Genomic DNA, 23,867 nt, shown 5'->3' with positions numbered 1-23,867 from the left:
CACAGAGGGACGTTGTTTTTGTCCCAAAAATTGGTTAGAGCATAATTTTAGTGGGCAAAGATAGAAAAAATACTAGATAAACAAAAAAGCACATTTCTGTGCCTTTCCTTATAGCTTTATGACGCGTTAGGATATCTACCTTTACCATATACCTTCAGCTTATTTATTGTTCTTCCAAGTTTAGCTCTGGCAGCACTTTCCGTCATATTCATAATTTTAGCTATATCTTTATGCTTCATTCCATAATAGTATCTTAGGTCTACCATTTTCTTTTCAACGGAATTCAATTGGTCCAGTGCATTCTTAACTCTTTCAAAGTCATCTTTGATCAGCAAATTATCATAGCCCTGCTCCCAGTGTGCCTCAACATCTATATCTTCACTGGGAACCTCGCGTTTTGTTTTTCTGTAATAATCAATCAATGTGTTCTTCGCTATAGTAATTACCCACTTACTGCTTTTTTCAATATCATTTATTTTATCCCGGTGTTTATATACTTTAATAAACACCTCTGAGGTCAAATCTTCAGCTTGCCAATAGTCCTTTATGGACATGAATATATGATTGAAAACTACCCTGTTATACTTATTATACAACTCTTCGAAATATGTATCCTGCTGCTTATCTATGTATTTCACTTGTTTTCTCTCCTCTATCTATAAAGCATTAATATCACAATATAATTGTAAATCAGGAAAGTAAATAAAAGGTTAAAAGAATATTAAGATAAGCTAACAAAATTCTTACATATTTCTTAACTTTTTTCTTTATAACTGCATAAGTGAATGGGTAACATATATTATAATTAATTTATTTGTTCAAAGGCGGTAATTGATATGAAGAATAGTGTAAACAGAATAGCTATTCCCTCAATTTTGGATGTAGGAAAAGGAAACTTGCCTAATATAGGTTACCTAGTAAAAATGAATGGCTTTACACGGGTTGCCATTTATTTTGGCAGCGGCTTACAGACTCTCTTTGGCACCGCTGTATTGGCATCTTTAAAGGAAATTAACTTAGACCTGCTTAGCATGCAGGAAATCGATGATGTTGACATAAACGAGATAATCCATCATGCCTTTTCTCTTTCAAAGGAAACTGAAGCTATAATCGGTATAGGAGGGGGTAAAGTTCTAGATGCTGCTAAATATATGGCTTTTCTAAGAAAACTCCCTTTTATCAGTGTGCCAACCTCTACCTCCAATGATGGCTTTTCAAGCTCCAACGCTTCCCTTATGATAGAAGGCAAGAGGACCTCCGTAACTGCTTCAATGCCCTACGGAATAATAGTAGATATAGATATTATAAGAAGTGCGCCGGAAAAATTCTTATACTCAGGTATTGGTGACTTGGTGTCCAAGATAACCGCCCTTTATGATTGGCAGTTTGAAGAAAAGATGGGCAAAGCCATAATGGACGACTTTGCTGTAATGATCTCTAAAAAAGCAGTAAACAGCTTTGTTAGAACTGAATTCAAAACTATAAAGGATGACTTTTTTCTAAAAGAACTAGTGGATTCCCTTACCATGAGCGGCATAGCCATGGAAATTGCCGGAGACAGTGCCCCGGCCAGCGGCAGTGAGCATCTCATCTCTCATGCTCTTGACAAGTTATACGAAAAGCCCCAGCTTCATGGAATTCAAGTAGGCGTGGCTACCTACCTCATGAGCAAGGTTCAGCAGCATAGATTTGAAAGAGTCATCAAGGTCTTTACTTCCACCGGATTTTTTGATTACGTAAAAACCCTGGACATGAAAAAAGCTGACTTTGAAAGGGCTATTGAAGAAGCTCCGAAAATAAAACCTGACCGGTGTACCTACATACATATACCTGAATACAGAGAGGCAGCAAAAAGGCTGTTGTATGAGGATGAGATATTGCGGGAACTACTGATTTAAGGCTGTTGTCAGGTAAAATACTTGGGGTACAGTTGAAAGAAAGTGCGAAGCACATCTTTCAATGAATGATGAGTAATGAGTAATTATGAAATTTGCTTAGCAATTTTCCTTAAATATACTCTACTGTTTTCCTCTTTCAAAACTTATCCAGCCTTTTTTATTTAAGTATCTTAAAAACATTATCAGTCTTTCATTTACCGGCTGACAGTAACTGCCGTATTGTTTCAGCAGACACTGTCCTATTTCGTATACTGATTTCTTGCCGTCAATTATCCTCCAGGTGCTTGAGCTCAAGTCATCCAGCTCTAAATAAGTAATATAGGGCTTTTTAACAAGCCATCGGAGGAACTTTTCTGCCTGTTTATCATGCTGAAAGATCAGGTAAACTTTACCTTTCTCATCTTTCCAGTTTGTATGTTTCCTTTTAGGTACATAAAGGAGGAAGTTATCCTCCTTTTTCTTTTTATGTTTCATTGTTATCACCTATTATGCAGATTTGTACTAGACTCTATCCTTTTTTACCGTATAGAAGTACATCCAAAGACCAAAGAGGAAGAAGGCAATAGTCGCCGTCAAAGGCTCTGCTGCTATTGTAGGTATAAGTCTGCTGCCAATGGCAATATCTATGGCAAAAGCTGCAAAAACTGCAACTACAATTCCCATAATTGCATCACCGGCAACAATACCAGAAGCAAGCAGTATTCCTTTTTCAATCTGTAGCTTGGATTGCTCTTCATTATTCTTAAACTTTTTCTCAGCAATAGTTCTGATTATGCCTCCAACTAACACCGCCGCATTTAGGTGGATCGGAAGATATATCCCTAAGGCCACCGGAAGAATCGGCAATCTTGCCAGTGCACAAAATATTCCAAAAACTCCACCTATGAGCACAAGGGCCCAGGGTAGATCTCCGGTCATAACCCCTTTAACAACCATTGACATCAAGGTTGCTTGAGGTGCTGCTACTTCCCTTGAGCCAATCCCATAGGTGTCATGCATAACCAATAATACTAAACCGGCAAATAGGGATGCGGCCACCAGACCTATATACATTCCTATCTGCATATATTTTGGCGTACCTCCAATTATAAAACCGGTCTTCATACTTTGTGCAGCTCCACCTGCAACGGCAATGGCTACACAAATAACTCCTCCTATTGTAATGGCTATAAGCATTCCCTCGTCTCCAGCCAATCCAATTGACCTCAGTATCGAAGTTGCAAACAATAGTGTTGCAATAGTCATGCCGGATACAGGATTGTTAGAGGCTCCTATAATACCTACCATTCTTCCTGACACTACTGAAAAGAAGAAGGAGAATACTATAATCATTAATGCCCCAACAAATCCTGCATTTATCATAGGCAGAAACCATGAAAGCAGGAATACAAGAATAGCTCCTATCAGCACCCAGGTCATCGGAACATCCAGCTCTGTTCTCTTTTTACTGGAACTCTTATCTCCAAGGCCACCAATAGCTGTTCTAAATGAGTTTATAATTGTAGGAAGTGATCTTGCTAGGCTTATAAAGCCACCGGCAGCAACTGCTCCTGCACCAACATATCTGATATATTTACTCCAAATATCCCAAGCCCCCATTTCTGTAATCAGAACCTCTGATGGAAACAGGGGTTCTGCCAGTCCTGATCCAAAATACTTAATTAAGGGTATAAGTGCAAACCAAGCAATGAAGGATCCGCCAAACATATATAGGGCAACTTCTGTTCCTACAATAAAACCAACGCCTAAGAGTGATGCCAGTGTATCAAATCCAAAGATTGTATTTTGCATTGGCTTTACCACCCATTCCGGTTCTTCACCCCAAAACCTTAGGCCTCCGGACAAAAGCTTGTATAGAGCTCCGCCCAAAAGACCTGTCATAACTGTTTTAAAGCCTGTTCCGCCGGCACTACCCGTGACAAGTACCTCTGCAGCAGCCATGCTTTCAGGAAATATAAGCTTCCCGTGTTCCTCAACAAGGAGATATCTTCTCAAGGGAACGACAAATAAGATGCCTAAAAGTCCTCCAAGTATTGTAACAAAAAATATGGTGCTCAAGCTTAGGTTCATTCCCCAAATAATTATAGCCGGCATTGTAAATATAATACCTCCGGCAATGGATTCTCCCATGGCGGCAATTCCTTGAATCAAATTAGCCTCTAAAATATTATTCCGCCCAAAGAACCCCTTTAGAATACCTGTAGCCAAAATAGCAGCAGGTATACCGGCAGAAATGGTAAGGCCAACCTTGAGTCCGAGATAGGTATTTGCTGCTGCAAAGATTATTCCAAATACTGCACCTATTATAAGTGATACTGCTGTCATTTCAGGCATCGCTTCACTTACGGGCACATAGGGAACATAGTCATCCCCGTGGATGCCGCCGTAAGCATTATGAGATAATCCTCTTTTCTCGCTCATCTCTAATTCCTCCTTCGCTGTAATAATAAATATTGTACACCTAATTGTATGGTTTATGCATTTTTCCCATAGCGAAGGAAGCCACCTCTTGCGGCTGTGAATTCTGGCAGCTACCGTTCATTGCTCAAATAATCTTCAAATTAAAGAAATATTTATACTTTCTGTCTGATGTCAAACAGAATATCTCTTCTACTTCATTATAATTCATAGCTGTACTCCTTATTCAATAGTTAAGGCCATTATACCTCTTAGTTGATTTAATGATAATTTTACCAATTTTCTACACAAAAGATAATAAAAATGAATTAAAGCCTGCCCAAAGTCCTGATAAAAATCCAGGTTATTGGGCAAGCCTTAATTCTCTGTGCCTTCGGCTTTGAATTTTATTATTTAAGCCCAAAGTACTCTTCAAGAGTAATGCCTCTCTTCATTATTTCAGTGGCAATTTCCTTACCAACATAACGAATATGCCATGGTTCATATATATAACCCGTAATTGATTCCTTTCCCTTTGGATATCTGATAATAAATCCAAAAGCTGCGGCATTTTCCGCTAACCATTTTCCTTCACGGGTGTTACCAAAGGACTGCTTTAAGGTATAACCCATAGCAGCACTGGAAATGTCCATGGCAAGGCCTGTCTGATGCTCGCTTTTACCCGGGTAGGCGCTTTCCATTTTGGCTTTTGTCTCTCCAAGCTGGGCTACATTTCTTGCATATATGGTCTTTTGAAGTTCATAGTTTCTAAAACCGGATACAGCATAGAGATATACCTTATCTTTTTTGGCTTTGGCAAAGAGCTGAGCAAGAGCATCTGCCGCTTCCTTTCTCATGTAGGCAGCATCGTTCCTTCCCTTGTAGGGTACTGTAATTTTTACCAGGTCTGAAGGTTTCCAATTAGCAGGCAAACTTCTTTCCTTATTAACTACCACAAATATGCTATTATAGTCATTGATATTAACAACTTCTATATTGGCACTTGTTGAGATCTTCCCATTATTCTTGTTGTTACCATTAAATATCTTTTCTTGAGCCCTTAACTTCTCACCGTTAAATTTATCCAAAAGTTCTTTTTCCTTTGGTTGCTTGTTAAGAAATAACTTGTCAAAAGTCTCTTTTATTTTTGTATCTTCATTTATCATTTCTTCTATACTATTTTCATTTTCCGCTCCAGCTTGTGAAGGTTTGTCCACTTTTGGTCCATAGGGCTTTCCATTAACTTGTCCAGTAATTTTCGTCTTATCTGAAACCTCTATTTTAGAGGATTTATTCAGATCTATATTTTTGAATTCACCTGCTAAGGAAACTACTGCTCCGCTGCCTTCTGCTTCTATGCTTATTTTTTCAATACTTGAGGATGGTGCCGCTGTAATTTCAGCGTCTGACTTTACAAGCACAGGCTGCTTAAAGCTTCCCTGAAGCTCCACAGCAATCTTTTGCTTATTCTTACCTGAGATTACAAGCTTTCCGTCGGTTCCTATAGCCGCGGAGATTATGGCATTGGTGGTAACTGTGGTTATATTTATCTTTGTGGTATAATTTATTTCTAACTTGGCTTTACTGCTAGAATCAATATTTAAGGCTTCGGCAGCAACTTTATTCAGATAGATGCCATCCAAACCTCCGGAAAGGACATAAATATTTTTTGCAGTTACATTATTGATTGTGGCTGCCCCATCCTTACCTGGATTAATATATAGCGATCCTTTTATTTTTACATTATTTATCCTTGCGTTATCTGCAGATATATAAAGGTTACCTTCCAATTCAGCATCACTGAAAGTAACATTTTTAGCCGTTATCTTTACATTTTTCTTTATTGCCAAAGGACTGTTTGAATTCAGGGGTTCGTAGCTATAGCCCTCTTTATCCAAGATCAGATCAGCGTTAGTTATGTTCTTCATTTCCACTGAACTGCTTGTCTTTATTTTAGCCAAAATAATCTGTGGATTTATGTCCTCTTTTATACTTGTTTGTGCCTCAACAAAAGTACTGGCATTAAAAACAGTTGTGGTAAAAAACAGCACGAGAGCAATGCCAACAACTTTTTTGACTTTTATCATCATTTATCCGCTTCCTTTATGCTTCTTATTATTTTTTCTCCAAACACTATTCTACTATGTTTTTAGTGTTTTATCAAACTTTGTCAAATTATATAACCTCAGCGGTATGATGTAAACTGTTAATTTTTAATGCTGGTAATAAATATTTTAAGGGCAGCCGGAATCTCTCCGGCTGCCCTTAGTTTTCAGCTTATATTCTTGCTTCTACAGTCGTCCTTTGCAGCATAAAGGTCTTGATCAGCTTTTTCAATGAGCTCCTCAAGCGTCACAGGTTTATTGGGATTAAAACAGGCAATGCCTGTGCTGAAAGAAATCCTATAGGGCTTACAACAAGATGCATTAACCAAAGCACAATTCTTTTGTATTTTCTCTCTAACAATAGGTTCATCCCTTGAAGATGCCCCTATAAGTACAGCCGTAAATTCGTCTCCGCTTATTCTTGCTATAATATCATCTGACTTTAGAGTTTTAGTTAATATTTCAGCCACTTTTTTTATGGCATAATCTCCTTCACAATGACCAAACCTATCATTGATCTGTTTAAGTCCATCCAAGTCTCCATATAAAAGTAAGAATTCTTTATGATAATTCTGGGAGTATTCAAAATGTTTCCTGGCAAGGGTCATAAATCCTCTTCTATTATACAGGCCGGTAAGTTCATCTCTAAGAGATTGGGTTCTAAGCTGAATATTATGTTCTTGCAATTCTTCCATGGCTTTTTTAAGCTGTTCTTCAACTTCTTTTCTTCTCTGAATCTCCTTTGTAAGCCTCATATTAATACTGGATAGCTCACTTGTCCTCTCTTCTACCTGCCGTTCCAAGTCAAGGGCCTGATTCCTTATATTTTCTACTAATAGAGCACCATTCAGAGCTACACCAATATTATATCTGACTACTTCATATATTTTGTTTACTCTATTTTCAAAACCAAATACTCCATAACCCAAAGGATTGTCCCCTTGATGAAGGGCCATGACAATTACGTTAAATCTATCTTTTCTCAGCTCCTTCATTATGTCCTCAGGTAATATGTCCAGAGTGTTGAAGTATATTCCTGTTTTACCTGCCTCTGCACGGTAGTCTCCATTGAAACCTAGTATTAACCTTGAAGACCTTAAGGGATGATTTCTATCCTCATAGATTGAAACATAGCCCTTATTTATATTAAATTCAGGCAAGAACTTATGTAAGGCATCCATTTGCTTTTGCCAATCCAGATTAGACATCAGCTCCTCTGCCAGACACTCTAAGCTATCAGTCTGAACAAAAGATAGAAAACTTGATGATGCACCCATACGTTTTACAGCATCACATACAATGATGCTGGCAGCTTGAAACATATTTTCTGCCGCAATTAAGTTGTCTTTATTTACCCAATTGGCTATGATATTTTTCCTGATGCATACTAAAACATCCTGCAAAAAGGTTATTTCCAGCTTTTTTAATATAGCCCAAAAGGTTAGGCTGTTCCAGGAGCTGAGAAACTCCCCCTCCCTTTTATTTATAAATTCTTCATAAAAGGCATCTACAACATTATTCTCATACTTAAGCAGATCTTTATAATCATCACTGCCTTCTGGCAGACCTGCAATTTTATTTATGACTTCAAGTTCTTTATTGATACTGTCTTTAGTCAGCCAGAAAACACTGTCTGTAGTGTCCCTCTCAAGTAAATTCAACTGTGCAAAGGCACTGGTAGTCATAGAACCAACACAGCCGCAGGAAGACCGCACAATCAGTTCTGTATCCATAGACTTAATCCGTTCAACCTCTTGTCCCTCTATAAGCCTGTACAACATATCCGCAGAAGCTCTGGCCTGCTCATAAAAGGACTGACTAACTGTTGTAAGGCCATGAAATTTACTGATATCTGCATCATCAAACCCTGTGATAGGAAGGTCTTCCGGAATCTTTCCATATTGCTTGTGCAATTCTGTCAGGGCCCCCACTGCCATATTGTCATTGGCACATATTATGCCATCATATTGCAAATTATTTTCTTTAAAATATTTTATGGCCTCACCCCCGGAATCGAAAAGAAAACTTCCTTCATAGTATAACTCAGGGTAATAAGTTATATTGTGGTCTCTCAGTGAATCATAGAAGGCACGATGTCTTTCGTCACTCTCTCTCACGCTTTTGGGACCACCTATAAAAGCTATTCTTCGGCATTTATGTTCTTCTATAACATGATCCACTACCCGACGCATGCCGTTATAGTTATTTATACTTACAGTATGATATCTTCCATAACTTTCATTCAGATTTACAATAGGAATACCCTTAAAACCATCCAACATAGAAATAACATTTTCCTCTTGTCCATAAATTCCAATGGCCGTGGGTAAAACGATTACTCCGTCAACATGGTTTTTATGAATAAAATTGACAAGTAGATTTCTGCTTCTTTCCCACTCATTCGGAGAACCTAATCTGCCTACAACAAAGCACATCAGGTTTATATCCTTTTCCTTTGCATAGTCTCCCACTCCGGAAATAATCTTTGTTTGATAGTAGTCAACCTCACCCCAACCGGAAATCCAATCAACAATAAGACCAAATGTTAATCTCTTTTTTTTCAACTGCATGGATGATCCCCCCACCCTAGAACAAAGTAAACTTTTTAGTTTCCAGTGATAATATGTTATCCTTATTTTACCACATAATAATAATTATAGCACTTCTCTTAAAATAATTTAAATATTATTTTCAATTATTTAGTAAAAGTTTATATCTGGGTCTCTGTATTTTTGCCAGGGGGCTATTGCATGAAAATCAGCATTGGTATCTGTGCAAGCAAGCTTGAACTGGCTGTCAACGGTGAAAAAAGCATGATAAATAACAAAAAAATAAAAAGTTTCTTTGCTTTATTTGTTTGGCACCTTGTAATCAATATACTTAAGGTTATTAAAAGTTCATACATTGTTTATTGTAATGTGTCTTTTTTATGTGTAAACTAAATAATGTGAATTGTAATATCCTATAACGTGACTGGGAGGAATCAATTTGAACAGCAAAAAAGTTTTTAACAAAATTGCTTATCATTTAAGGGATTGCTATGGCTTGGATAAATTATCCAAACACCTTTATATTGGAGGGCTGTTACTTTCCTTAAGCAGATTCACCTCCACCCTAGGACTTCTTTCAGTATTCTACGGAACCTGGAGATGTTTTTCTAAAAACAAATATAGAAGGTATCAAGAGTTAAACTCTTATGAAACCCGTTTATTAGCTGTGAAGCAGCGGTTTTATAAATCTAAAACAAATGTTATACAATTAAAAGATTACAAGATATTCAAATGCCCATGTTGTTCTCAAAAGCTAAGAGTACCAAGAGGCAAGGGAAAGATCATTATTTCCTGTAAAAAATGTCATACTGAATTTAGGGGTAAGTCTTAAGATGAAATACAAATTAATTGCCGCAGATATGGATGGAACACTATTAAATAGTGATGGAAAAATTACAGATAAAACAAGGGTGGCCATTGGAAAAGCTGTAGAAAAAGGTGTCATATTCTCTATTTGCACCGGTCGTCCTATACAGGGAGCGGAGAGCTTTAACAGCCTGTTAAATTTAGATTCCCCATTTATAACCTATAACGGTGCCATGATTGTAATGGGAAAATCAAAGAAGATTCTGTTCCAGCAGAATCTTACTGCAGAAGCAGCAAGAAACATATTAAGCATCGGAAAAGAATTTGAAACCACTATTGTTGCTTGGTCCATGAATAAATTATACTGCTATAAACTAAGTGAAGAAATACATGACTATAAGCAAATCACTAAGGTAGAGCCAAGACTAATTGAAGATGAAGAAGAACTTATTAAGAATGGAATTACAAAAATACTATGGATTGATAGTCCGGAAAAGTTGACCTATTATCAGGAGGTCTTGAAAGATAGGCTTGGAGATAGTGTCAATTACTGTACTTCCAGACCAATGTTTCTGGAGTTCTTTCACAACAAGGTTTCCAAAGCTGTGGCCATGGAAAAGCTAGGTGAGCATTTTAACATAAAAAGAGAAGAAATGATTGCTATAGGGGATGGATTTAATGACCTTCCAATGATTGAATACGCAGGACTGGGAGTTGCAATGGGAAACGCCCCTGCTGACATCAAAGCAAGGGCAGACTACGTTACCTTGTCCAATGATAAAGACGGAATTGCACATGTACTGGAAAAGTTTGTCTTATAGCTGAATAAAATTCATCACAGAAGACGCGGAATACTCTGAAATACGCGGAGGGTTTTTCTTTTTAATTTTAACATAGAAGAAGCAGGACACTGAGTACCCTTCAGTGTCCTATCTGTTTTCCGTGGAGTCCGTATTTAAATTTTAACGTGGCAGCTAAAACGCTGGCTAGACTTATTTCCAATGTACTGGCCCCTAAATTTTCCTCAAAATAAGGTATAACCGAATTTATTGCTATAAAGACCATGGCATTAATAAAAAAATTTTATCAAAAACATTAGAATATAATTTAGCATTTATATATTCAGCAATAATACACCTCATCTTTTTGGTGTTTTATCACCAAAGAACAGCTACATGGGCTAATATCCATTATATCATAATAAACCCATATGCTCCATAATACATCCCTATTACCACTAGAATATATATTGTTTAAGCCTGCACCATATGCTATTATTAACTCATGGAAAGACAAGTCGTGCTAGACGGGGAGCTAGCGGTGCCCTGTAGCCTGCAATCCGCTACAGCAGGGTTGAATTCCTCCTTCAGGCTTTAATTTGTCAGGTCAGTGTAACTAAGCTAGTGTTGAGAGCTTGGTCCCATGCATCGGGAAGTCATGAAAATCCGTCAGGTTCGGAAGAAAGCAGCGGTAAATGAAAATTCCCGAGTGCCGTGGATTAATCGGGCTTGAGCTAACTTAATTGCAAACGCTGGTAGGTTAACTGCCAACAGGAGGTGCACGATTTACATATAGAATAAAAGTCCCGGTGGAGATTCCATATCTTCTCCGGGACTTTTTATCATATACCTGTCATATTTGAAATTGTGAATGGCCATTGATATAATTATTAAAGATAAATTCGATATTGACGTAACGGAGGTAAAAAATTATGGCCGTAAACATTAAAGGTGATTGGCTGGACCTGCTGAAAGACGAATTCGAAAAAGATTATTATAAAAGGCTGAGGGCCTTTCTTATAAAGGAGTATGCTACTAAAACTATTTATCCGGATAAGTATGAAATATTCAACGCCTTAAACTACACTGACTACAAGGATGTAAAAGTTGTTATACTTGGCCAGGATCCTTATCACGGTCCAAATCAAGCCCATGGTCTCAGCTTTTCCGTTAGACCGGGAATACCGGCTCCCCCTTCCTTGGTTAACATATATAAGGAGCTGCGTGATGACCTTGGCTGCTACATACCAAACAACGGCTACTTAAAGAAATGGGCGGATCAAGGTGTGCTTCTGCTGAATACAGCTTTAACCGTCAGAGCCAATGAAGCCAATTCTCATAGAAATATAGGCTGGGAAAACTTTACCGATGCCGTTATTTCAGCGCTGAATAATAGAGAAAAACCTGTGGTCTTTATACTTTGGGGAAACAATGCCATCTCCAAGGAAAAACTCATTACCAACAGGACACATTATATAATTAAGTCAGTACATCCAAGTCCTCTTTCTGCATCCCGAGGCTTCTTCGGCAGCAAGCCTTTTTCAAAGACTAATAATTTTTTAATATCCATTGGTGAGAAGCCCATAGATTGGCAGATTGAGAATATCTAACTGATTTAAGCTTTAGAGATATAGATATAATTAGTGACAAGTGAAAAGTGGTAAGTTACAAGTTATGGAAGAAATTTATCAATCTGAATTTTCTAATACTTTATATTTTACCTTTTCTCAGCTTTGCTGAGAAAAGGGCTCCCAAACTTGTCACTTGTCACTCTTAACTTGTCATTAATAAATTTCTTTTCCTTAGCCACAGCATCTTATTACTAGATAATGTTACTTGTTCATTCCAGTATATATGAGTATTGCATCTCTTAGGAATGCTGCTGTTCCAGGTTGGTCTTTATCATAGTAAGCAGTAAATCTTTCATCATCTACATACATCTCGGCAACTCCAGCATGTGCTTCTTTGCTGTACTGGCCCCAAGCCATGGATATCCATTGCTTGTGAAGGTCTGCTGCCTTTTGTGCCAACTCACCGGCTGGGTCACCAGTCTTAAAGGCCTCGGCAAGAACTTCATGGATCTCTTCCCCAAGCTTTGTCATCTTGTTGTAATCTTCTTCAGACATATTCTTAAAGGCCTTATTTGACTTTTCTACGGCATCCTCTCCGTACTTTTCTCTGATTTCTTTACCATACTTCTTTTCATTTGCATCTATCAGCCTTTGCTTAAACCCTTCAAATTTTTCCTTATCACTCATTGTAATTCTCCCTTCTGTTACAGCTATTGATTTCTCAACATTAGCTATTAATAAATCTAATTGTTCACGCTTTGCAAGAAGCTTTTCATGATGCTCTCTCAGTGCTTTGGCTCCATCAAAGGAAGGTGACGTTACTATTTCTTTTATATTTTCCAGACTTACACCAAGCTCTCTGTAGAACAGTATCTGCTGCAGTCTGTCTACCTCTGCCTCCCCGTATATACGATATCCTGAAGAATTGATTCTTGCCGGCTTTAGAATTCCAATTTCATCATAATATCTCAGCGTTCTGGTGCTTACACCTGCCAATTTGCTTAACTTTTGCACTGTATATTCCATGTCCTGTGTCTCCTTTAATTATCATATTGCACTTTGAGCTCATCTATTTGACTTCCCCTTGCAAGATAAATATACACCTTTACGCAACGTAAAGGTCAATAGCATTTTCAAAAAATATTTTCTGATTTAATTGAACGTTACTTGTATGCTATTACATCCCGTCTACCGGAAGATACTGGTGAAGATGTAAAAAGAGAACTACAGGCCAATATAAAGGATATGCTTCCGGATGACCCAAGTGAAGCTGATATTCGCAGGGTCCTTGAAAAGCTTGGCAATCCGGCAAAGCTGGCGGATGAATCCCGTCAAGTGAAACGGTATTTAATCGGGCCCGGGCTCTACTATAAATATATTTCAGTGCTTAAATTAGTTGTCATGATAACTTGCGTGGTATTTTCAATACTTGCCCTGTTGGAAGTAGTTATTGAAACTCCGGCAGATAGAAGCCTTATAAGTATGACTGTTGGTACCATTGTCAGTGTACTTGTAGCTGCTGCGGAAGGGGTATTTCAAGGTGCTTTCTGGGTTACCTTGACCTTTACTATAATGGAGCGAACAGGTGCAGCAGTGGGTACATCCCCCTTTGCAAAAAGTTTATTCGCGAGGTGCCAGAGGCTTTACTTTAGCAGCCCCCCTACTGGTTACTGAAGTACTCCATAAATATATTTTTGTAATTCTTATACTTGCCGCAATGCAATTTGTCATTCTTATTTACAAGTTTATTGTGCCTTATTGGAACCGACCTCTAGCTATAACCAGTGCGGCACATAGCTCTGCTTTATGTATCCTTGTAATTATAATGGTAACAGATAGGTATCTGATCAATCCTGATTTTGTATCTTGGATTTCTAATGCCACTAAAGCCTCCGTATCCCAGATAAATGGAGATATGATTACTTTCTCCTGGCTATTCGCTATTGTGTTTATTGCTATAAGTGTAGGAGAAAGCATCATGGCCTTTGTTAGAAGCAGAAAGAAAGCGTGAAACACTTTCTTTCAATAAGCAGTGAATAGCGAGTATTGAGTAGTGAAGCGGAGAAAAATCCTCCTTAATTGTCAAAAATCAATTATAAATTTGCGTTGAGCTATAATTTCCCATGTAAGAAGTAAGAGGTAACTTGTGAGGTGCCCACTTGTGAGGTGCCTGGCACCTCACAAGTCACCTCTCTAAAAAAGCTTTTCCCCCAGCTCTGCAAAGGCGTGAAGCATTATAAAGGCTCTCATATCGATTTTGACATCACTCTTCAATAGGTCTTTGGCTTCCTGCTGTGATAGCAAAATGGTTTCAATGTCTTCATCCTCTTCAAGGTATTCCTTTGAAATATTTCCTTCGCAGGTACAGAAAACTATTGCTGCAGATTCGTCAGACATGCCAGCAGTGGCATAGACACCTTTTTTTGTTTTTTCGTAATTTATTGATACAAGCTTTAGGCCGGTCTCTTCTTTTAATTCCCTTTCTACAGAAACCTCCATGCTCTCGTTACCATCAATCAGGCCAGCCGGAAGCTCATATACGTAATCATTTAGGGGAACTCTGAACTGTCTTATACATACTATTTTTTTGCTTTCTACATGCAGAGCTGCTATTATTACCGCATCCATTTTTTCTTCTTTACCCTCAAAGTACTGTCCCTTCAAGGTCTCGAAGTTTTTTCTGGAGGCTATTATCCAGTGCTTTGTTTTGCCTTTCTTATTTTCATATTCTGCATCATAAAGATTCAAAAATTTTGTTTCCGCCAAGGCAGTAAGCTTCTTTATTCTATTATTCTTCACGTAATCACCTCATGCAATAAGAAATTTAAGTTCTACTTTATCTTCATAGTCGATAAAAGTTTCACCTATAGTAATCCTGTATTTTATATACTCTTGTTCTAATTATACCTTTATACATAATATTATTAAATCCTTTTTTCAGTAAACATTTTGAAATGAATAATTTAAAGGCCGCATGCAACTATATGCTGATTAATACTTGGATCCCCATAAATGGCTGAATAATGGATAATATTTATGTAATAAAAAAACCCGCCTGCTCTTGAAAAATAAAAAAACAGACAGGTTTATTATAAACTTAATAATGAATTGTTCCTTACCCCTAAGATATAGCAGATAAAACGTCTCCTTGGCAGGTAAGCGCATAATAAGAGCCTTTTTTAGCCATAAGCTCCTGGTGGGTTCCCTGTTCCACTATGGTTCCGTTGTCTATATACATTATTTTTGAGGCATCCTTGATAGTGGACAGTCTGTGGGCAATTATGAAGGAAGTTCTTCCCTTCAACAGCTTTTTCAACCCTTCCTGCAGGGCCATTTCAGTCTTAGTATCTATGCTGGAAGTAGCCTCATCCAGTATTAAGATCTTTGGATCTGCCAGCAATGCTCTGGCAAAGGAAATTAACTGTCTCTGTCCCACCGATAACCTGCTGCCTCTCTCATTGACTTCTGTCTGGTAGCCGTCCTTAAGACTTACGATAAAGTCATGAGCCTTAATGGCTTTGGCTGCAGCTATGACCTCCTCATCGGTGGCATCCAGCCTTCCGTAACGGATGTTGTCCATTATGGTTCCGGAAAAAATAAAGGTATCTTGCAGCATAACTCCCATCTGCTTTCTTAGGGATTCCAGTGTCACACCCTTTATGTCGGTGCCGTCTATTTTGATTGCTCCGCTGTCTAAGTCATAGAAACGGCTTATAAGATTGATTATTGTAGTCTTTCCTGCACCTGTGGGTCCAACTAAAGCAATGGTTTCGCCGGCCTTAACCTTAAAGCTGATATTGTCCAAAATCTTCTTTTCCGGCTCATAGCTAAAGCTTACATTTTCAAACTCCACATCCCCCCTGATAGAGCCAAGTTCCTTAGCGCCCGGTATATCTGTAACCGTAGGTTGCTCATCCATGGTTTCGAAGATTCTCTCCAAATATGCCATTGCATTGATTATGGAATTATAGAAATTCCCAAGGTTAGTGATAGGCGCCCAGAATCTCCATATATAGCCCATAAAGGCCATGAGTACTCCCACTGTAATGCCGGAATTGCCGGGAGTGATGGAAGCTATGCCTACCACATAAACTGCGGATACAGTAAGCACCGATATGTTTTCCACCGCCGGCCACAGTAAAAACTGAGTGGCTACAGCCTTCATCCAGGAGGTTCTGTAGGTGTTGCTTACCTCTCTGAAAATCTTTAGGTTTTCTTCTTCTCTTCCAAAGGATTGGGTTACCTTTATGCCCGCAATGCTTTCATGTATATAAGCATTCATGTTGGACTGCTTACTGCTGAGGATCTGGTAGGCCTTTCGCTGAGCATTTTTTATGAGGAATATCACCCCTGCCAAAATCGGTACACCGGCCATACAAACTAATGTCAGTTTAACGTTTATGGCAAACATAAATATAATTATTACTAACAAACTAAATAAATCAGTAATCAAGTTTATCAATCCATTGGATAACAGATCACTTAAGGAATTGACGTAGTTTACTACCCTCACCAGTATTTTTCCGTGGGGCCTGCTGTCATAATAGGTAAATGGCAGCTTTTGTATATGTGTGAATAAGTCCAATCTTATATTTTCAATAACCTTTTGTCCAATATAAGACATGGTTCTTATCTTATATTTCATGCAGACACCGGTAATTACCAGTGTCAAAACGTATATTACAGACAGCAGTACCAGGCCTGACTTATCCCTCAAAGGAATCCTGTTATCTATGGCATCCTTTATGAGATAAGGACCTATAAGGCCTGCAACGCTGGCAATAAGCATAACTGCCACGGTGATTATCATGTCCTTTTTGTAAGGCTTAACATATCCAAGAATCCTTTTTAGGTGCTTAGCATTAAACTTGGTCTCTAAAGACTCGTCTACGTCGAACTTATTTCTAGCCACCCTATATTACCTCCTTTACCTTCACATTGTCGAAGTCTCCGAATTGATTTACAAATACGCTGTGATAATAGCCCTTCTTAGCCACTAACTCTTCATGTTTTCCCTGCTCTACTATCCTTCCGTTTTCTATAACCAATATTAAGTCCGCATTTTTAACAGAGGTTATTCTATGAGCAATGATAAAGTTAGTTCTGTTTGTGAAGACTGTCTTCAGAGCCTTTTGTATCTGATGTTCCGTTTCCATGTCTACCGCGGAGGTAGTGTCGTCAAGAATCAATATTGATGGATTCTTCAGCAGGGCTCTGGCCAGGGCAATTCTCTGCTTCTGTCCACCGGACAAGCCTACGCCTCGTTCGCCCACAATAGTATCATAGCCTTCCGGAAGATTTACAATAAAGTCGTCAGCTCCCGCTATGGAGGCCACATGCCTGATCTTTTCCATATCAGCATTGGGAACTCCATAGGCTATGTTTCCTTCTATGGTATCAGAGAAGAGGAAGATATCCTGCATAGCCACTGCGATATTCTCTCTGAGTTTTTTAATATCCCATTCCTTTATATTAAGTCCATCAATTTTTACTTCACCAGAAGTTGCCTCGTAGAATCTGCAAATCAGGTTTACCAAAGTTGACTTCCCTGACCCTGTAGGACCAAGTATAGCTACAGTCTGCCCGGGCTTAGCCTTAAAGCTTATATCCTTAAGAACTTCTTCATCTCCATAGTTAAAGCTCACATTGCAGAACTCAACATAGCCGCTTATTCTGTCCCTATGGATATTTGTTTTTTGGTTCTTTATCTTAGGATCTACATCCAAAAACTCCCTAACTTTTTCCGCAGAGGCAATAAATCTCTGAACATCGTTGATTAGCCAGCCGGCCATACGCATGGGGTTGTTTAGCGCCCATATAAGACCGTTGAACATAACCAGCTCTCCCATGGTTAAGGAGCCGTTGATAACCATAAAGCCACCAACCAGAATTGTAATTACTGAGAACAGGCCTGCCAGGGAATCCAATACGGGAAGATACTTTTCCCACACCCTGGAGGATTCCAGGTTTCTTTCCCTGTAGGCAACATTTTGCTTTGTGAACTTCTGAATTTCATACTCTTCCTTGGCAAAGGCCTTTACCACTCTGTTTCCGCTTATATTTTCCTGAACCACGGAATTTAGCTTTGAAAACTGATCTCTAATGGCAGAAAAAGTAGGTCTTACAGTGTTGGCCATCTTGGTTGCAAGATACCCGATTAATGGCGTTATGGATATCATAATCAGTGTGAACTTCCAATTTATTGAGGCCATACTGATAATAGCAAAAAGCAGCAGTGTTCCATTATCAAAGATGTTGTAAATTACCCAGGCCACAAAGTGCCTTATCATGTCTATATCCCCGGTCATTTTTGCCATGATATCTCCGGTTCTTGTATTGTTGAAGAAGTCAAAATCCAGTTTTTGAAGTTTGTTATACATATCTTCCCTTATGTTAAAAATGGTATCTTGAGAAATACGTTCAAAAATCATCTGGAATACATAACGGTTAACTGTTTTTAATACGGTAATCCCTATCATAATCAAAATAAGCTTCAGGAGTAGCTCCTTCATGCCTCCACTTATTACCTTATCTACAATAATTCCTGAGATATATGGATTTACCATATTCATTGCTGAACCCAATAAAACCATGAACATCGCAAGAATGAATTTACCTTTATATATTTTGACATGTCCCCATATCCACTTGAAACTCTTCATAGATGTCCCCCTAATTTATTTTTTTATCATGCTTAATTATCCATTAAATCCCTTGAAATAAAAATGTACATTTTTACTTAATTGATGTATATTCTTATATAGATATCATAGATTTAATAAGCATTAATTTTTCTACAATGGGGTGATTGTTTTGTGCAACATAGGAACCAATGCAGAGGTATTTAACCCACAAGTTCTGTATGCATTAAAGTGCAATAATAAAGATTCTATAAAAACCTTCTATCACTGCCACAAGCATGCTGAGTTAAGCTACGTGCTTTCCGGCACCACTAACTATACTATAAATAATTCCGTATATAAGCTTAAAAAAGGAGATTTTATCATATTTAACCCGGGAGTATACCATGAAGAATTTTTAACTCCGGGCGAACAGGTCAGCGAGTTGCACATGGGTTTTGACAATCTTAGTATAGAAGGGCTCCCCAAGAACTTTCTGTTGAAGGAGAATTCCTCCCCTGTGGTTCATCTAAAAAAGTATCGTAAGGAGTTCGATGGCTGTATTCATCAGATAATCACCGAACAGGCTAAGAATGAGCCCGGTTTTGATATTATATTAAAGTCTCTTTCAATGAATTTACTGGTACTCTTACTTAGGGAAACCTACTGTGATGAGGAAGTTCAGGAAACCGAATCCTTAAGCTTTAATTCTTCCGATAAATCCACTATAGTTAGAACCATCATTGCCTACATGAATGAGAAATATACTGAGGAAATTTCTCTGGATAAAATGGCCAAGACTACTTACTTAAGTCCTGTGTATATCTCAAAGATTTTTAAAGAAGAAACCGGATACTCACCTATTAACTATCTTATAAACATAAGATTACAAAAGGCAAAGCAGCTTTTAGAGAGTGGCAATTCCTCCGTAAAAGCTGCTGCAGAAAGTGTAGGCTATAACGATGCCTATTACTTCAGTAAGCTCTTTAAAAAGTATTATGGCTATCCGCCGTCAAAGATCTCTGCAAGATAATAACTAAGCTCCCTTGATATATACGGTAACATTAGCAACTACCGGAAATATAATGGAGTATAGAGGTGATATACCATGCAGAACCGATGTTATAGGACGGTTAGCAGCACCAGTAGCAAAAATCCAAATAAGGCCCAGAATTCCCACAATAATGAAACCAACACCGACCAGCAACCTGAGTATTTTAGGCAGCTGGCTACCTTTGCCTCCAGACTCTTACTTATCAGTTCCATTATTACTAATATTGAGAGGGAAGCAAAGTTGTTAATAGTTGCATCAATAATAAGTCTTTATGCAGGATTCTTATTGGTGAAGTCAGCAAACATAGAAGCTCAGGTTCAGCAGATAGCTCCCGGTCAGACAACCCTTGCAAATAGGTTAAAAATAGTAGGTACTACCGGCAGCCTTATATTTTCTTTTATTTTGTATATAGTTCTACTTATAGAAACCGCAATAGGAACACCTCCTACTGTATCTGGTCAAACTCCTGTTTCCGGCACCTCAGGCGCACTACTTGTATAAAGGAAGGGCTCCAAGTTTATCTTTGATCTCAAGATAAGCTTGAAGCCCTATATGGTTTATTTTTCTAAATCTAAACCTATTCTTCCGTCCTTAATTTCAATAATTCTGTCAGCCTTTTCAGCTATTCTTCTATCATGAGTGATTATTACAAAGGTTGTCTTAAATCTTTCATTGATCTCTCTGAGGATATTATAAATATTCTCTGTTGACTCTGAATCCAGATTTCCTGTGGGTTCGTCTGCCAGAATAATTTTGGGGTTATTCATCAAGGCCCTGGCTATGGCTGTCCTCTGCTGCTGTCCTCCTGACATATTGTTTGCCATATTGTTTTTCACTTTACTAAGGCCAACTATGTCCAGTAAGTATTCCGCCCTATCCTTTATCTCTTGGGTTATGCCGTAATTCTTTATGCGGTAGGGCATAAGAACATTTTCCAATGCAGTAAATTCCGGCAGGAGATAATGAAATTGAAATATAAAGCCGAGAGTTTCATTTCTCAATTCCGCTAACTCATTTTTTTTCATGCTGTCTGTTCTTTTACCATTAATATAAACCTCTCCTGTGGTTGGTTTATCCAGAGTTCCCATAATATTAAGCAAGGTACTCTTTCCACTACCGGATTGCCCAATAATAGAGGTAAAGCTCTCTCTTTGTATTTCCAAATTCAAATCATATAATACTTGGCTCTTTACAACAGTACCATAGTACTTATTTATATTTTTTAAACTTATTATACTATCCATTTTTTATTACCTCCATTGGATTAAGTCTTGAGGACTTTCCTGCCGGAATTACCGCTGCCACTACAGCAGCTGCCAATGCTATAACTGCAGATAGTGCTATAAACTTGGAATCTATGAATAATGGTACCACCGGCGTTCCATCAGCATTTAAAGCAAACTTAGTAAAACTTACTGAAAGTAATAGCCCTAAGCCTACCCCCATGACTGAACCTGCTATTCCCAAGATTAGGCCTTGGAAGATAAATATCAGGCTGGCGGCCTTATCCTTAATTCCCATAGCCTTTAATATACCAATCTGCTTTGACTTCTGAACTACAGAAATTGCTAATACACTTGCTATTCCCAGTACCACAGACACCAGTACAAAAACTTGAATCATACTACTGGAGGCACTTTGTCCGCTGAGACCGCTTAAAAGCTGCTCGTTTTGTGTCTTCCAGTTTTCTAACTTTAGATTACTGTTATTTAAAGCATTTTCGATGGACAAGGCAACCTCATCAGCATCAAATACCATATCCTCTGCCACTTGTGTCTCGATAGAAGTCACCTTTCCTTCAAGACCAAGAAGTTTTTGTGCTGCGGCCCTGTCCATAATTGTCCAACTTTTATTAAGTGCTGCTACCTTTAGGTCAAAAATACCTGAGATAGTAAACTCCTTAACTTCCCCTGCTGCTGTCACCAAAGTAATGCTGTCTCCAACCTTCAATTCGCCTGCCTTTGCCAGTTCTTTACCAATAACCAACTCATTTTCCTCTTCAGCCAGCTTACCTTCGACCAGAGCTGAGTTAATGGAATAAATCTTGTCTGCAGCCTCAAAGTCAAAGCCCCTCACTTGAACCGAATAGGAATTGTCTCCAGATTTTATAAAAGCAAAACCGTCAACTGCTGAGGATACTTTTTCAATACGATTGTCCGCTTGCTTTATAAGCTCTTCTATTTTTTCATAATCAGAAATATATTTTACCTCTCCCTCAGGTAGTACTGTTATATGTGAAGAACTTCCAATTGTCTTATTTACCAAACTCTTTTGCAGCCCTTGTATCAGAGAACCTATAAAAACCTGTACCGAAACCCCTATAGCTATACCCAAGGCAATAAGTATAGATTGTCCTTTACTGGATTTTAGAAATCTCCAGGCTATTTTAAATGCCAGCCTCATATTACTGTCTCCTCCTTAGTTCCTGTATGTCAGTAAACTTCTCTATGAGTTTATCCGCTCCAATTTTTTTGAAATTATCCTTATGATCTTTAAAGGCTAGACCTGCCGCTACAATAGTAGCAGAAGAATGAACCTTCCTTATAGCATTTACCAGCTTCTTTGCTGTAACCAGATTATAGTAATTACTTACACTTATCACTATATATTCCGGTTTCAAAGCTTCTACCCCCTGTAAAAAATCCTCTTCAGGAGTATTACTTCCTATAAAAAGAGCATCGTAGCCTGATAGCATAAAAAAGTCTGCTCCCATTCTTGCTCCCAACTCATGATATTCTTCACTAGGACAAATGATAACGACCCTTTCTCCCCTATCTACAATATTCAGTCTTCTTCTTTCTTCCATGACATAGGGATAGCAGCACTCAATTATGGTCCTTACTATAGCACTCCTTGCATGCTCTTTCCAAATACAAAGCCTTTTATCCTCTATTCGGCAAACCATGTTGTTCAATGCGGGAGCCAGAACTTGTTCATATAGATCAACAACTGATATTTCTTGTTTTTCAACTTTGTCCATAATATAATTTACCGAAGCCTCTTTGTCTTCACTGTCGAGGTGCCTTATAAATTCTTCATAAATTTGCTTTATCTCCATTCCAATACCACCTTTATAATAAATTTTACTCTTCAATTGTGGACAATTTAATTGTATCAAAAATTCTTGTTTTTGAATAGCTTTTTATTAAAAAAAGTCTGATTATACAATCCGTTCTGTATAATCAGACCTTTTATTATAGATAAAAATATGCCAGCACTATAGCTCCAAGGATTATTCTATAATATCCAAATACCTTGAAGTCATGTTTCTTAATATAATCCATTAAGAACTTAATTGCAAAAACTGATACTAAGAAGGCTACAAGGGATCCTGCTCCCAAGGCTGCCCATTCTGTAGCGTTAAAAGCCATACCTGCCTTTAACAGTTTATATCCGCTTGCTGCTAACATTATCGGCAGTGCCAAGAAAAAGGAGAACTCTGCAGCTATGTACCTGGAGGTTCCTAACAATACAGCTCCTATAATAGTAGATCCGGATCTTGAAGTTCCGGGAATCAGGGCTAAAACTTGAAACAAACCTATACAAATAGCGGTTTTATAGCTCAGCTCGGAAAGCTCATTAATCTTAGGTTTATGATTCCAATTTTCAATAATTATAAATATTATACCGTATCCGATCAAGGTCAGCGCCACTGTGGTTGGATTATACAGGGCCTCTTCAATCATATCGTCAAACAAAAATCCTATTATGCCGGCAGGTACTGTGGCCACAGCTATCTTAGTCCAAAGTACTAGGGTATCCTTTCTTTGTTCTGCACTTTTCCTGGAATCAAAAGGATTCAGCTTTCTAAAAAACAATAAAATAACTGCCAGTATAGATCCCAGCTGAATAACCACAAAAAATGCTTCCTTAAAGCCATCAGAAAGCTTAAAACTCATAAAGTCTTCCACCAGTATGAGGTGTCCCGTACTGCTAACCGGAAGCCACTCTGTAATACCCTGTACTATACCTAATATAATACTCTTCAATATTTCTATAAAGTCCAATTCTAATACCCCCATTATCAAATTATTCATATCTACTATAATACATTTTAGTTTATTTTACAAATCAGTTTTTTTATACA

22 protein-coding genes and 1 other RNA gene are annotated in these 23,867 nt (G+C 38.1%); 10 read left to right on the top strand and 13 right to left on the bottom strand.

Annotation, left to right across the window (positions count from 1 at the left end; all coding sequences use genetic code 11):
* Positions 1 to 116: 116 nt before the first annotated feature.
* The gene (locus tag FHY60_RS01560; protein WP_163216076.1) at positions 117 to 638 is read right to left on the bottom strand and encodes an RNA polymerase sigma factor; all 522 of its coding nucleotides are present in this window, start codon (positions 636 to 638) and stop codon (positions 117 to 119) included.
* A gap of 198 nt (positions 639 to 836) precedes the next feature.
* On the opposite strand from FHY60_RS01560, the gene FHY60_RS01555 reads away from it, so the two are divergent.
* Positions 837 to 1,898, top strand: a complete 1,062-nt coding sequence (locus FHY60_RS01555; protein WP_139902575.1) for an iron-containing alcohol dehydrogenase family protein — start codon at positions 837 to 839, stop codon at positions 1,896 to 1,898.
* Between the two features lie 120 nt (positions 1,899 to 2,018).
* Here the strand turns inward: FHY60_RS01555 and FHY60_RS01550 are convergent, their stop codons facing one another.
* The 4 genes from FHY60_RS01550 to FHY60_RS01535 all read right to left on the bottom strand — a co-directional run bounded on the left by FHY60_RS01550 (position 2,019) and on the right by FHY60_RS01535 (position 8,970).
* Positions 2,019 to 2,372, bottom strand: a complete 354-nt coding sequence (locus FHY60_RS01550; RefSeq protein ID WP_139902572.1) for a PqqD family protein — start codon at positions 2,370 to 2,372, stop codon at positions 2,019 to 2,021.
* A gap of 27 nt (positions 2,373 to 2,399) precedes the next feature.
* Positions 2,400 to 4,319, bottom strand: coding sequence for an OPT family oligopeptide transporter (locus FHY60_RS01545; protein ID WP_139902569.1), 1,920 nt, complete (start codon positions 4,317 to 4,319; stop codon positions 2,400 to 2,402).
* A gap of 386 nt (positions 4,320 to 4,705) precedes the next feature.
* Complete coding sequence (locus FHY60_RS18190; RefSeq protein WP_139902566.1) at positions 4,706 to 6,385, bottom strand: M15 family metallopeptidase; 1,680 nt, start codon at positions 6,383 to 6,385, stop codon at positions 4,706 to 4,708.
* 182 nt (positions 6,386 to 6,567) lie between these two features.
* A complete protein-coding gene (locus tag FHY60_RS01535; RefSeq protein WP_139902563.1) occupies positions 6,568 to 8,970 on the bottom strand; it encodes a diguanylate cyclase in 2,403 nt (800 codons plus the stop codon).
* A gap of 180 nt (positions 8,971 to 9,150) precedes the next feature.
* On the opposite strand from FHY60_RS01535, the gene FHY60_RS01530 reads away from it, so the two are divergent.
* The 5 genes from FHY60_RS01530 to FHY60_RS01510 all read left to right on the top strand — a co-directional run bounded on the left by FHY60_RS01530 (position 9,151) and on the right by FHY60_RS01510 (position 12,145).
* Positions 9,151 to 9,342 carry a hypothetical protein gene (locus tag FHY60_RS01530; RefSeq protein ID WP_139902561.1) on the top strand — a complete coding sequence of 64 codons (192 nt, stop codon included), beginning with the start codon at positions 9,151 to 9,153 and terminating at the stop codon, positions 9,340 to 9,342.
* Between the two features lie 46 nt (positions 9,343 to 9,388).
* Entirely contained in the window at positions 9,389 to 9,781 is a 393-nt protein-coding gene (locus FHY60_RS01525; protein WP_139902558.1) for a hypothetical protein, read from the top strand.
* A gap of 1 nt (position 9,782) precedes the next feature.
* Positions 9,783 to 10,577 (top strand): Cof-type HAD-IIB family hydrolase, encoded by a 795-nt coding sequence (locus FHY60_RS01520; RefSeq protein ID WP_139902555.1) that lies wholly within the window; start codon positions 9,783 to 9,785, stop codon positions 10,575 to 10,577.
* 476 nt (positions 10,578 to 11,053) lie between these two features.
* An RNA gene (gene ffs, locus FHY60_RS01515) (signal recognition particle sRNA large type) lies at positions 11,054 to 11,320 on the top strand.
* 147 nt (positions 11,321 to 11,467) lie between these two features.
* A complete protein-coding gene (locus FHY60_RS01510; protein ID WP_139902552.1) occupies positions 11,468 to 12,145 on the top strand; it encodes a uracil-DNA glycosylase in 678 nt (225 codons plus the stop codon).
* Positions 12,146 to 12,367: 222 nt separating this feature from the next.
* Here FHY60_RS01510 and FHY60_RS01505 read toward each other — a convergent pair whose 3' ends face one another.
* Positions 12,368 to 13,132: a MerR family transcriptional regulator gene (locus tag FHY60_RS01505; protein ID WP_139902549.1), complete on the bottom strand. Its 765-nt coding sequence runs from the start codon at positions 13,130 to 13,132 to the stop codon at positions 12,368 to 12,370.
* Positions 13,133 to 13,273: 141 nt separating this feature from the next.
* Between FHY60_RS01505 and FHY60_RS01500 the strand changes: the two genes are divergently transcribed.
* A complete protein-coding gene (locus FHY60_RS01500) occupies positions 13,274 to 13,780 on the top strand; it encodes a hypothetical protein (protein WP_139902546.1) in 507 nt (168 codons plus the stop codon).
* Positions 13,781 to 13,931: 151 nt separating this feature from the next.
* Entirely contained in the window at positions 13,932 to 14,117 is a 186-nt protein-coding gene (locus FHY60_RS17700) for a hypothetical protein (RefSeq protein ID WP_180375447.1), read from the top strand.
* 182 nt (positions 14,118 to 14,299) lie between these two features.
* Here the strand turns inward: FHY60_RS17700 and FHY60_RS01490 are convergent, their stop codons facing one another.
* The 3 genes from FHY60_RS01490 to FHY60_RS01480 form a co-directional block, all read right to left on the bottom strand.
* The gene (locus tag FHY60_RS01490) at positions 14,300 to 14,905 is read right to left on the bottom strand and encodes an NUDIX hydrolase (protein WP_139902541.1); all 606 of its coding nucleotides are present in this window, start codon (positions 14,903 to 14,905) and stop codon (positions 14,300 to 14,302) included.
* Positions 14,906 to 15,227: 322 nt separating this feature from the next.
* Positions 15,228 to 17,018: an ABC transporter ATP-binding protein gene (locus FHY60_RS01485; protein WP_139902539.1), complete on the bottom strand. Its 1,791-nt coding sequence runs from the start codon at positions 17,016 to 17,018 to the stop codon at positions 15,228 to 15,230.
* A 1-nt stretch (position 17,019) separates the two neighbouring features.
* Entirely contained in the window at positions 17,020 to 18,768 is a 1,749-nt protein-coding gene (locus FHY60_RS01480; RefSeq protein ID WP_139902536.1) for an ABC transporter ATP-binding protein, read from the bottom strand.
* Positions 18,769 to 18,910: 142 nt separating this feature from the next.
* Between FHY60_RS01480 and FHY60_RS01475 the strand changes: the two genes are divergently transcribed.
* Both FHY60_RS01475 and FHY60_RS01470 read left to right on the top strand, forming a co-directional pair.
* A complete protein-coding gene (locus FHY60_RS01475) occupies positions 18,911 to 19,759 on the top strand; it encodes an AraC family transcriptional regulator (RefSeq protein ID WP_243122195.1) in 849 nt (282 codons plus the stop codon).
* Between the two features lie 75 nt (positions 19,760 to 19,834).
* Entirely contained in the window at positions 19,835 to 20,281 is a 447-nt protein-coding gene (locus FHY60_RS01470) for a hypothetical protein (RefSeq protein WP_139902531.1), read from the top strand.
* A 56-nt stretch (positions 20,282 to 20,337) separates the two neighbouring features.
* Here the strand turns inward: FHY60_RS01470 and FHY60_RS01465 are convergent, their stop codons facing one another.
* The 4 genes from FHY60_RS01465 to FHY60_RS01450 all read right to left on the bottom strand — a co-directional run bounded on the left by FHY60_RS01465 (position 20,338) and on the right by FHY60_RS01450 (position 23,817).
* Entirely contained in the window at positions 20,338 to 21,024 is a 687-nt protein-coding gene (locus FHY60_RS01465) for an ABC transporter ATP-binding protein (RefSeq protein ID WP_139902529.1), read from the bottom strand.
* A complete protein-coding gene (locus FHY60_RS01460; RefSeq protein WP_139902526.1) occupies positions 21,017 to 22,183 on the bottom strand; it encodes an ABC transporter permease in 1,167 nt (388 codons plus the stop codon). The genes FHY60_RS01465 and FHY60_RS01460 overlap by 8 nt, the downstream gene beginning before the upstream one ends.
* A 1-nt stretch (position 22,184) precedes the next feature.
* Positions 22,185 to 22,838, bottom strand: coding sequence for a cobalamin B12-binding domain-containing protein (locus tag FHY60_RS01455; RefSeq protein ID WP_139902523.1), 654 nt, complete (start codon positions 22,836 to 22,838; stop codon positions 22,185 to 22,187).
* 136 nt (positions 22,839 to 22,974) lie between these two features.
* Entirely contained in the window at positions 22,975 to 23,817 is an 843-nt protein-coding gene (locus FHY60_RS01450) for an undecaprenyl-diphosphate phosphatase (RefSeq protein WP_243122194.1), read from the bottom strand.
* Positions 23,818 to 23,867 lie beyond the last annotated feature (50 nt).

It is taken from the genome of Clostridium thermarum, assembly GCF_006351925.1.
Taxonomy (GTDB): domain Bacteria; phylum Bacillota; class Clostridia; order Clostridiales; family Clostridiaceae; genus Clostridium_AU; species Clostridium_AU thermarum.
The sequence above is the reverse complement of the archived record's forward strand: the minus strand, read 5'-3'. Positions and strand labels throughout refer to the sequence as shown.

Bases quoted from the DNA above. Each gene is read 5' to 3' on its own strand.
- FHY60_RS01555 (WP_139902575.1), top strand. From the start codon at position 837: ATGAAGAATAGTGTAAACAGAATAGCTATTCCCTCAATTTTGGATGTA.
- FHY60_RS01550 (WP_139902572.1), bottom strand. From the start codon at position 2,372: ATGAAACATAAAAAGAAAAAGGAGGATAACTTCCTCCTTTATGTACCT.
- FHY60_RS01545 (WP_139902569.1), bottom strand. From the start codon at position 4,319: ATGAGCGAGAAAAGAGGATTATCTCATAATGCTTACGGCGGCATCCAC.
- FHY60_RS18190 (WP_139902566.1), bottom strand. From the start codon at position 6,385: ATGATGATAAAAGTCAAAAAAGTTGTTGGCATTGCTCTCGTGCTGTTT.
- FHY60_RS01535 (WP_139902563.1), bottom strand. From the start codon at position 8,970: ATGCAGTTGAAAAAAAAGAGATTAACATTTGGTCTTATTGTTGATTGG.
- FHY60_RS01530 (WP_139902561.1), top strand. From the start codon at position 9,151: ATGAAAATCAGCATTGGTATCTGTGCAAGCAAGCTTGAACTGGCTGTC.
- FHY60_RS01520 (WP_139902555.1), top strand. From the start codon at position 9,783: ATGAAATACAAATTAATTGCCGCAGATATGGATGGAACACTATTAAAT.
- FHY60_RS01510 (WP_139902552.1), top strand. From the start codon at position 11,468: ATGGCCGTAAACATTAAAGGTGATTGGCTGGACCTGCTGAAAGACGAA.
- FHY60_RS01505 (WP_139902549.1), bottom strand. From the start codon at position 13,132: ATGGAATATACAGTGCAAAAGTTAAGCAAATTGGCAGGTGTAAGCACC.
- FHY60_RS17700 (WP_180375447.1), top strand. From the start codon at position 13,932: ATGGTAACAGATAGGTATCTGATCAATCCTGATTTTGTATCTTGGATT.
- FHY60_RS01480 (WP_139902536.1), bottom strand. From the start codon at position 18,768: ATGAAGAGTTTCAAGTGGATATGGGGACATGTCAAAATATATAAAGGT.
- FHY60_RS01470 (WP_139902531.1), top strand. From the start codon at position 19,835: ATGCAGAACCGATGTTATAGGACGGTTAGCAGCACCAGTAGCAAAAAT.
- FHY60_RS01465 (WP_139902529.1), bottom strand. From the start codon at position 21,024: ATGGATAGTATAATAAGTTTAAAAAATATAAATAAGTACTATGGTACT.
- FHY60_RS01460 (WP_139902526.1), bottom strand. From the start codon at position 22,183: ATGAGGCTGGCATTTAAAATAGCCTGGAGATTTCTAAAATCCAGTAAA.
- FHY60_RS01455 (WP_139902523.1), bottom strand. From the start codon at position 22,838: ATGGAGATAAAGCAAATTTATGAAGAATTTATAAGGCACCTCGACAGT.
- FHY60_RS01450 (WP_243122194.1), bottom strand. From the start codon at position 23,817: ATGAATAATTTGATAATGGGGGTATTAGAATTGGACTTTATAGAAATA.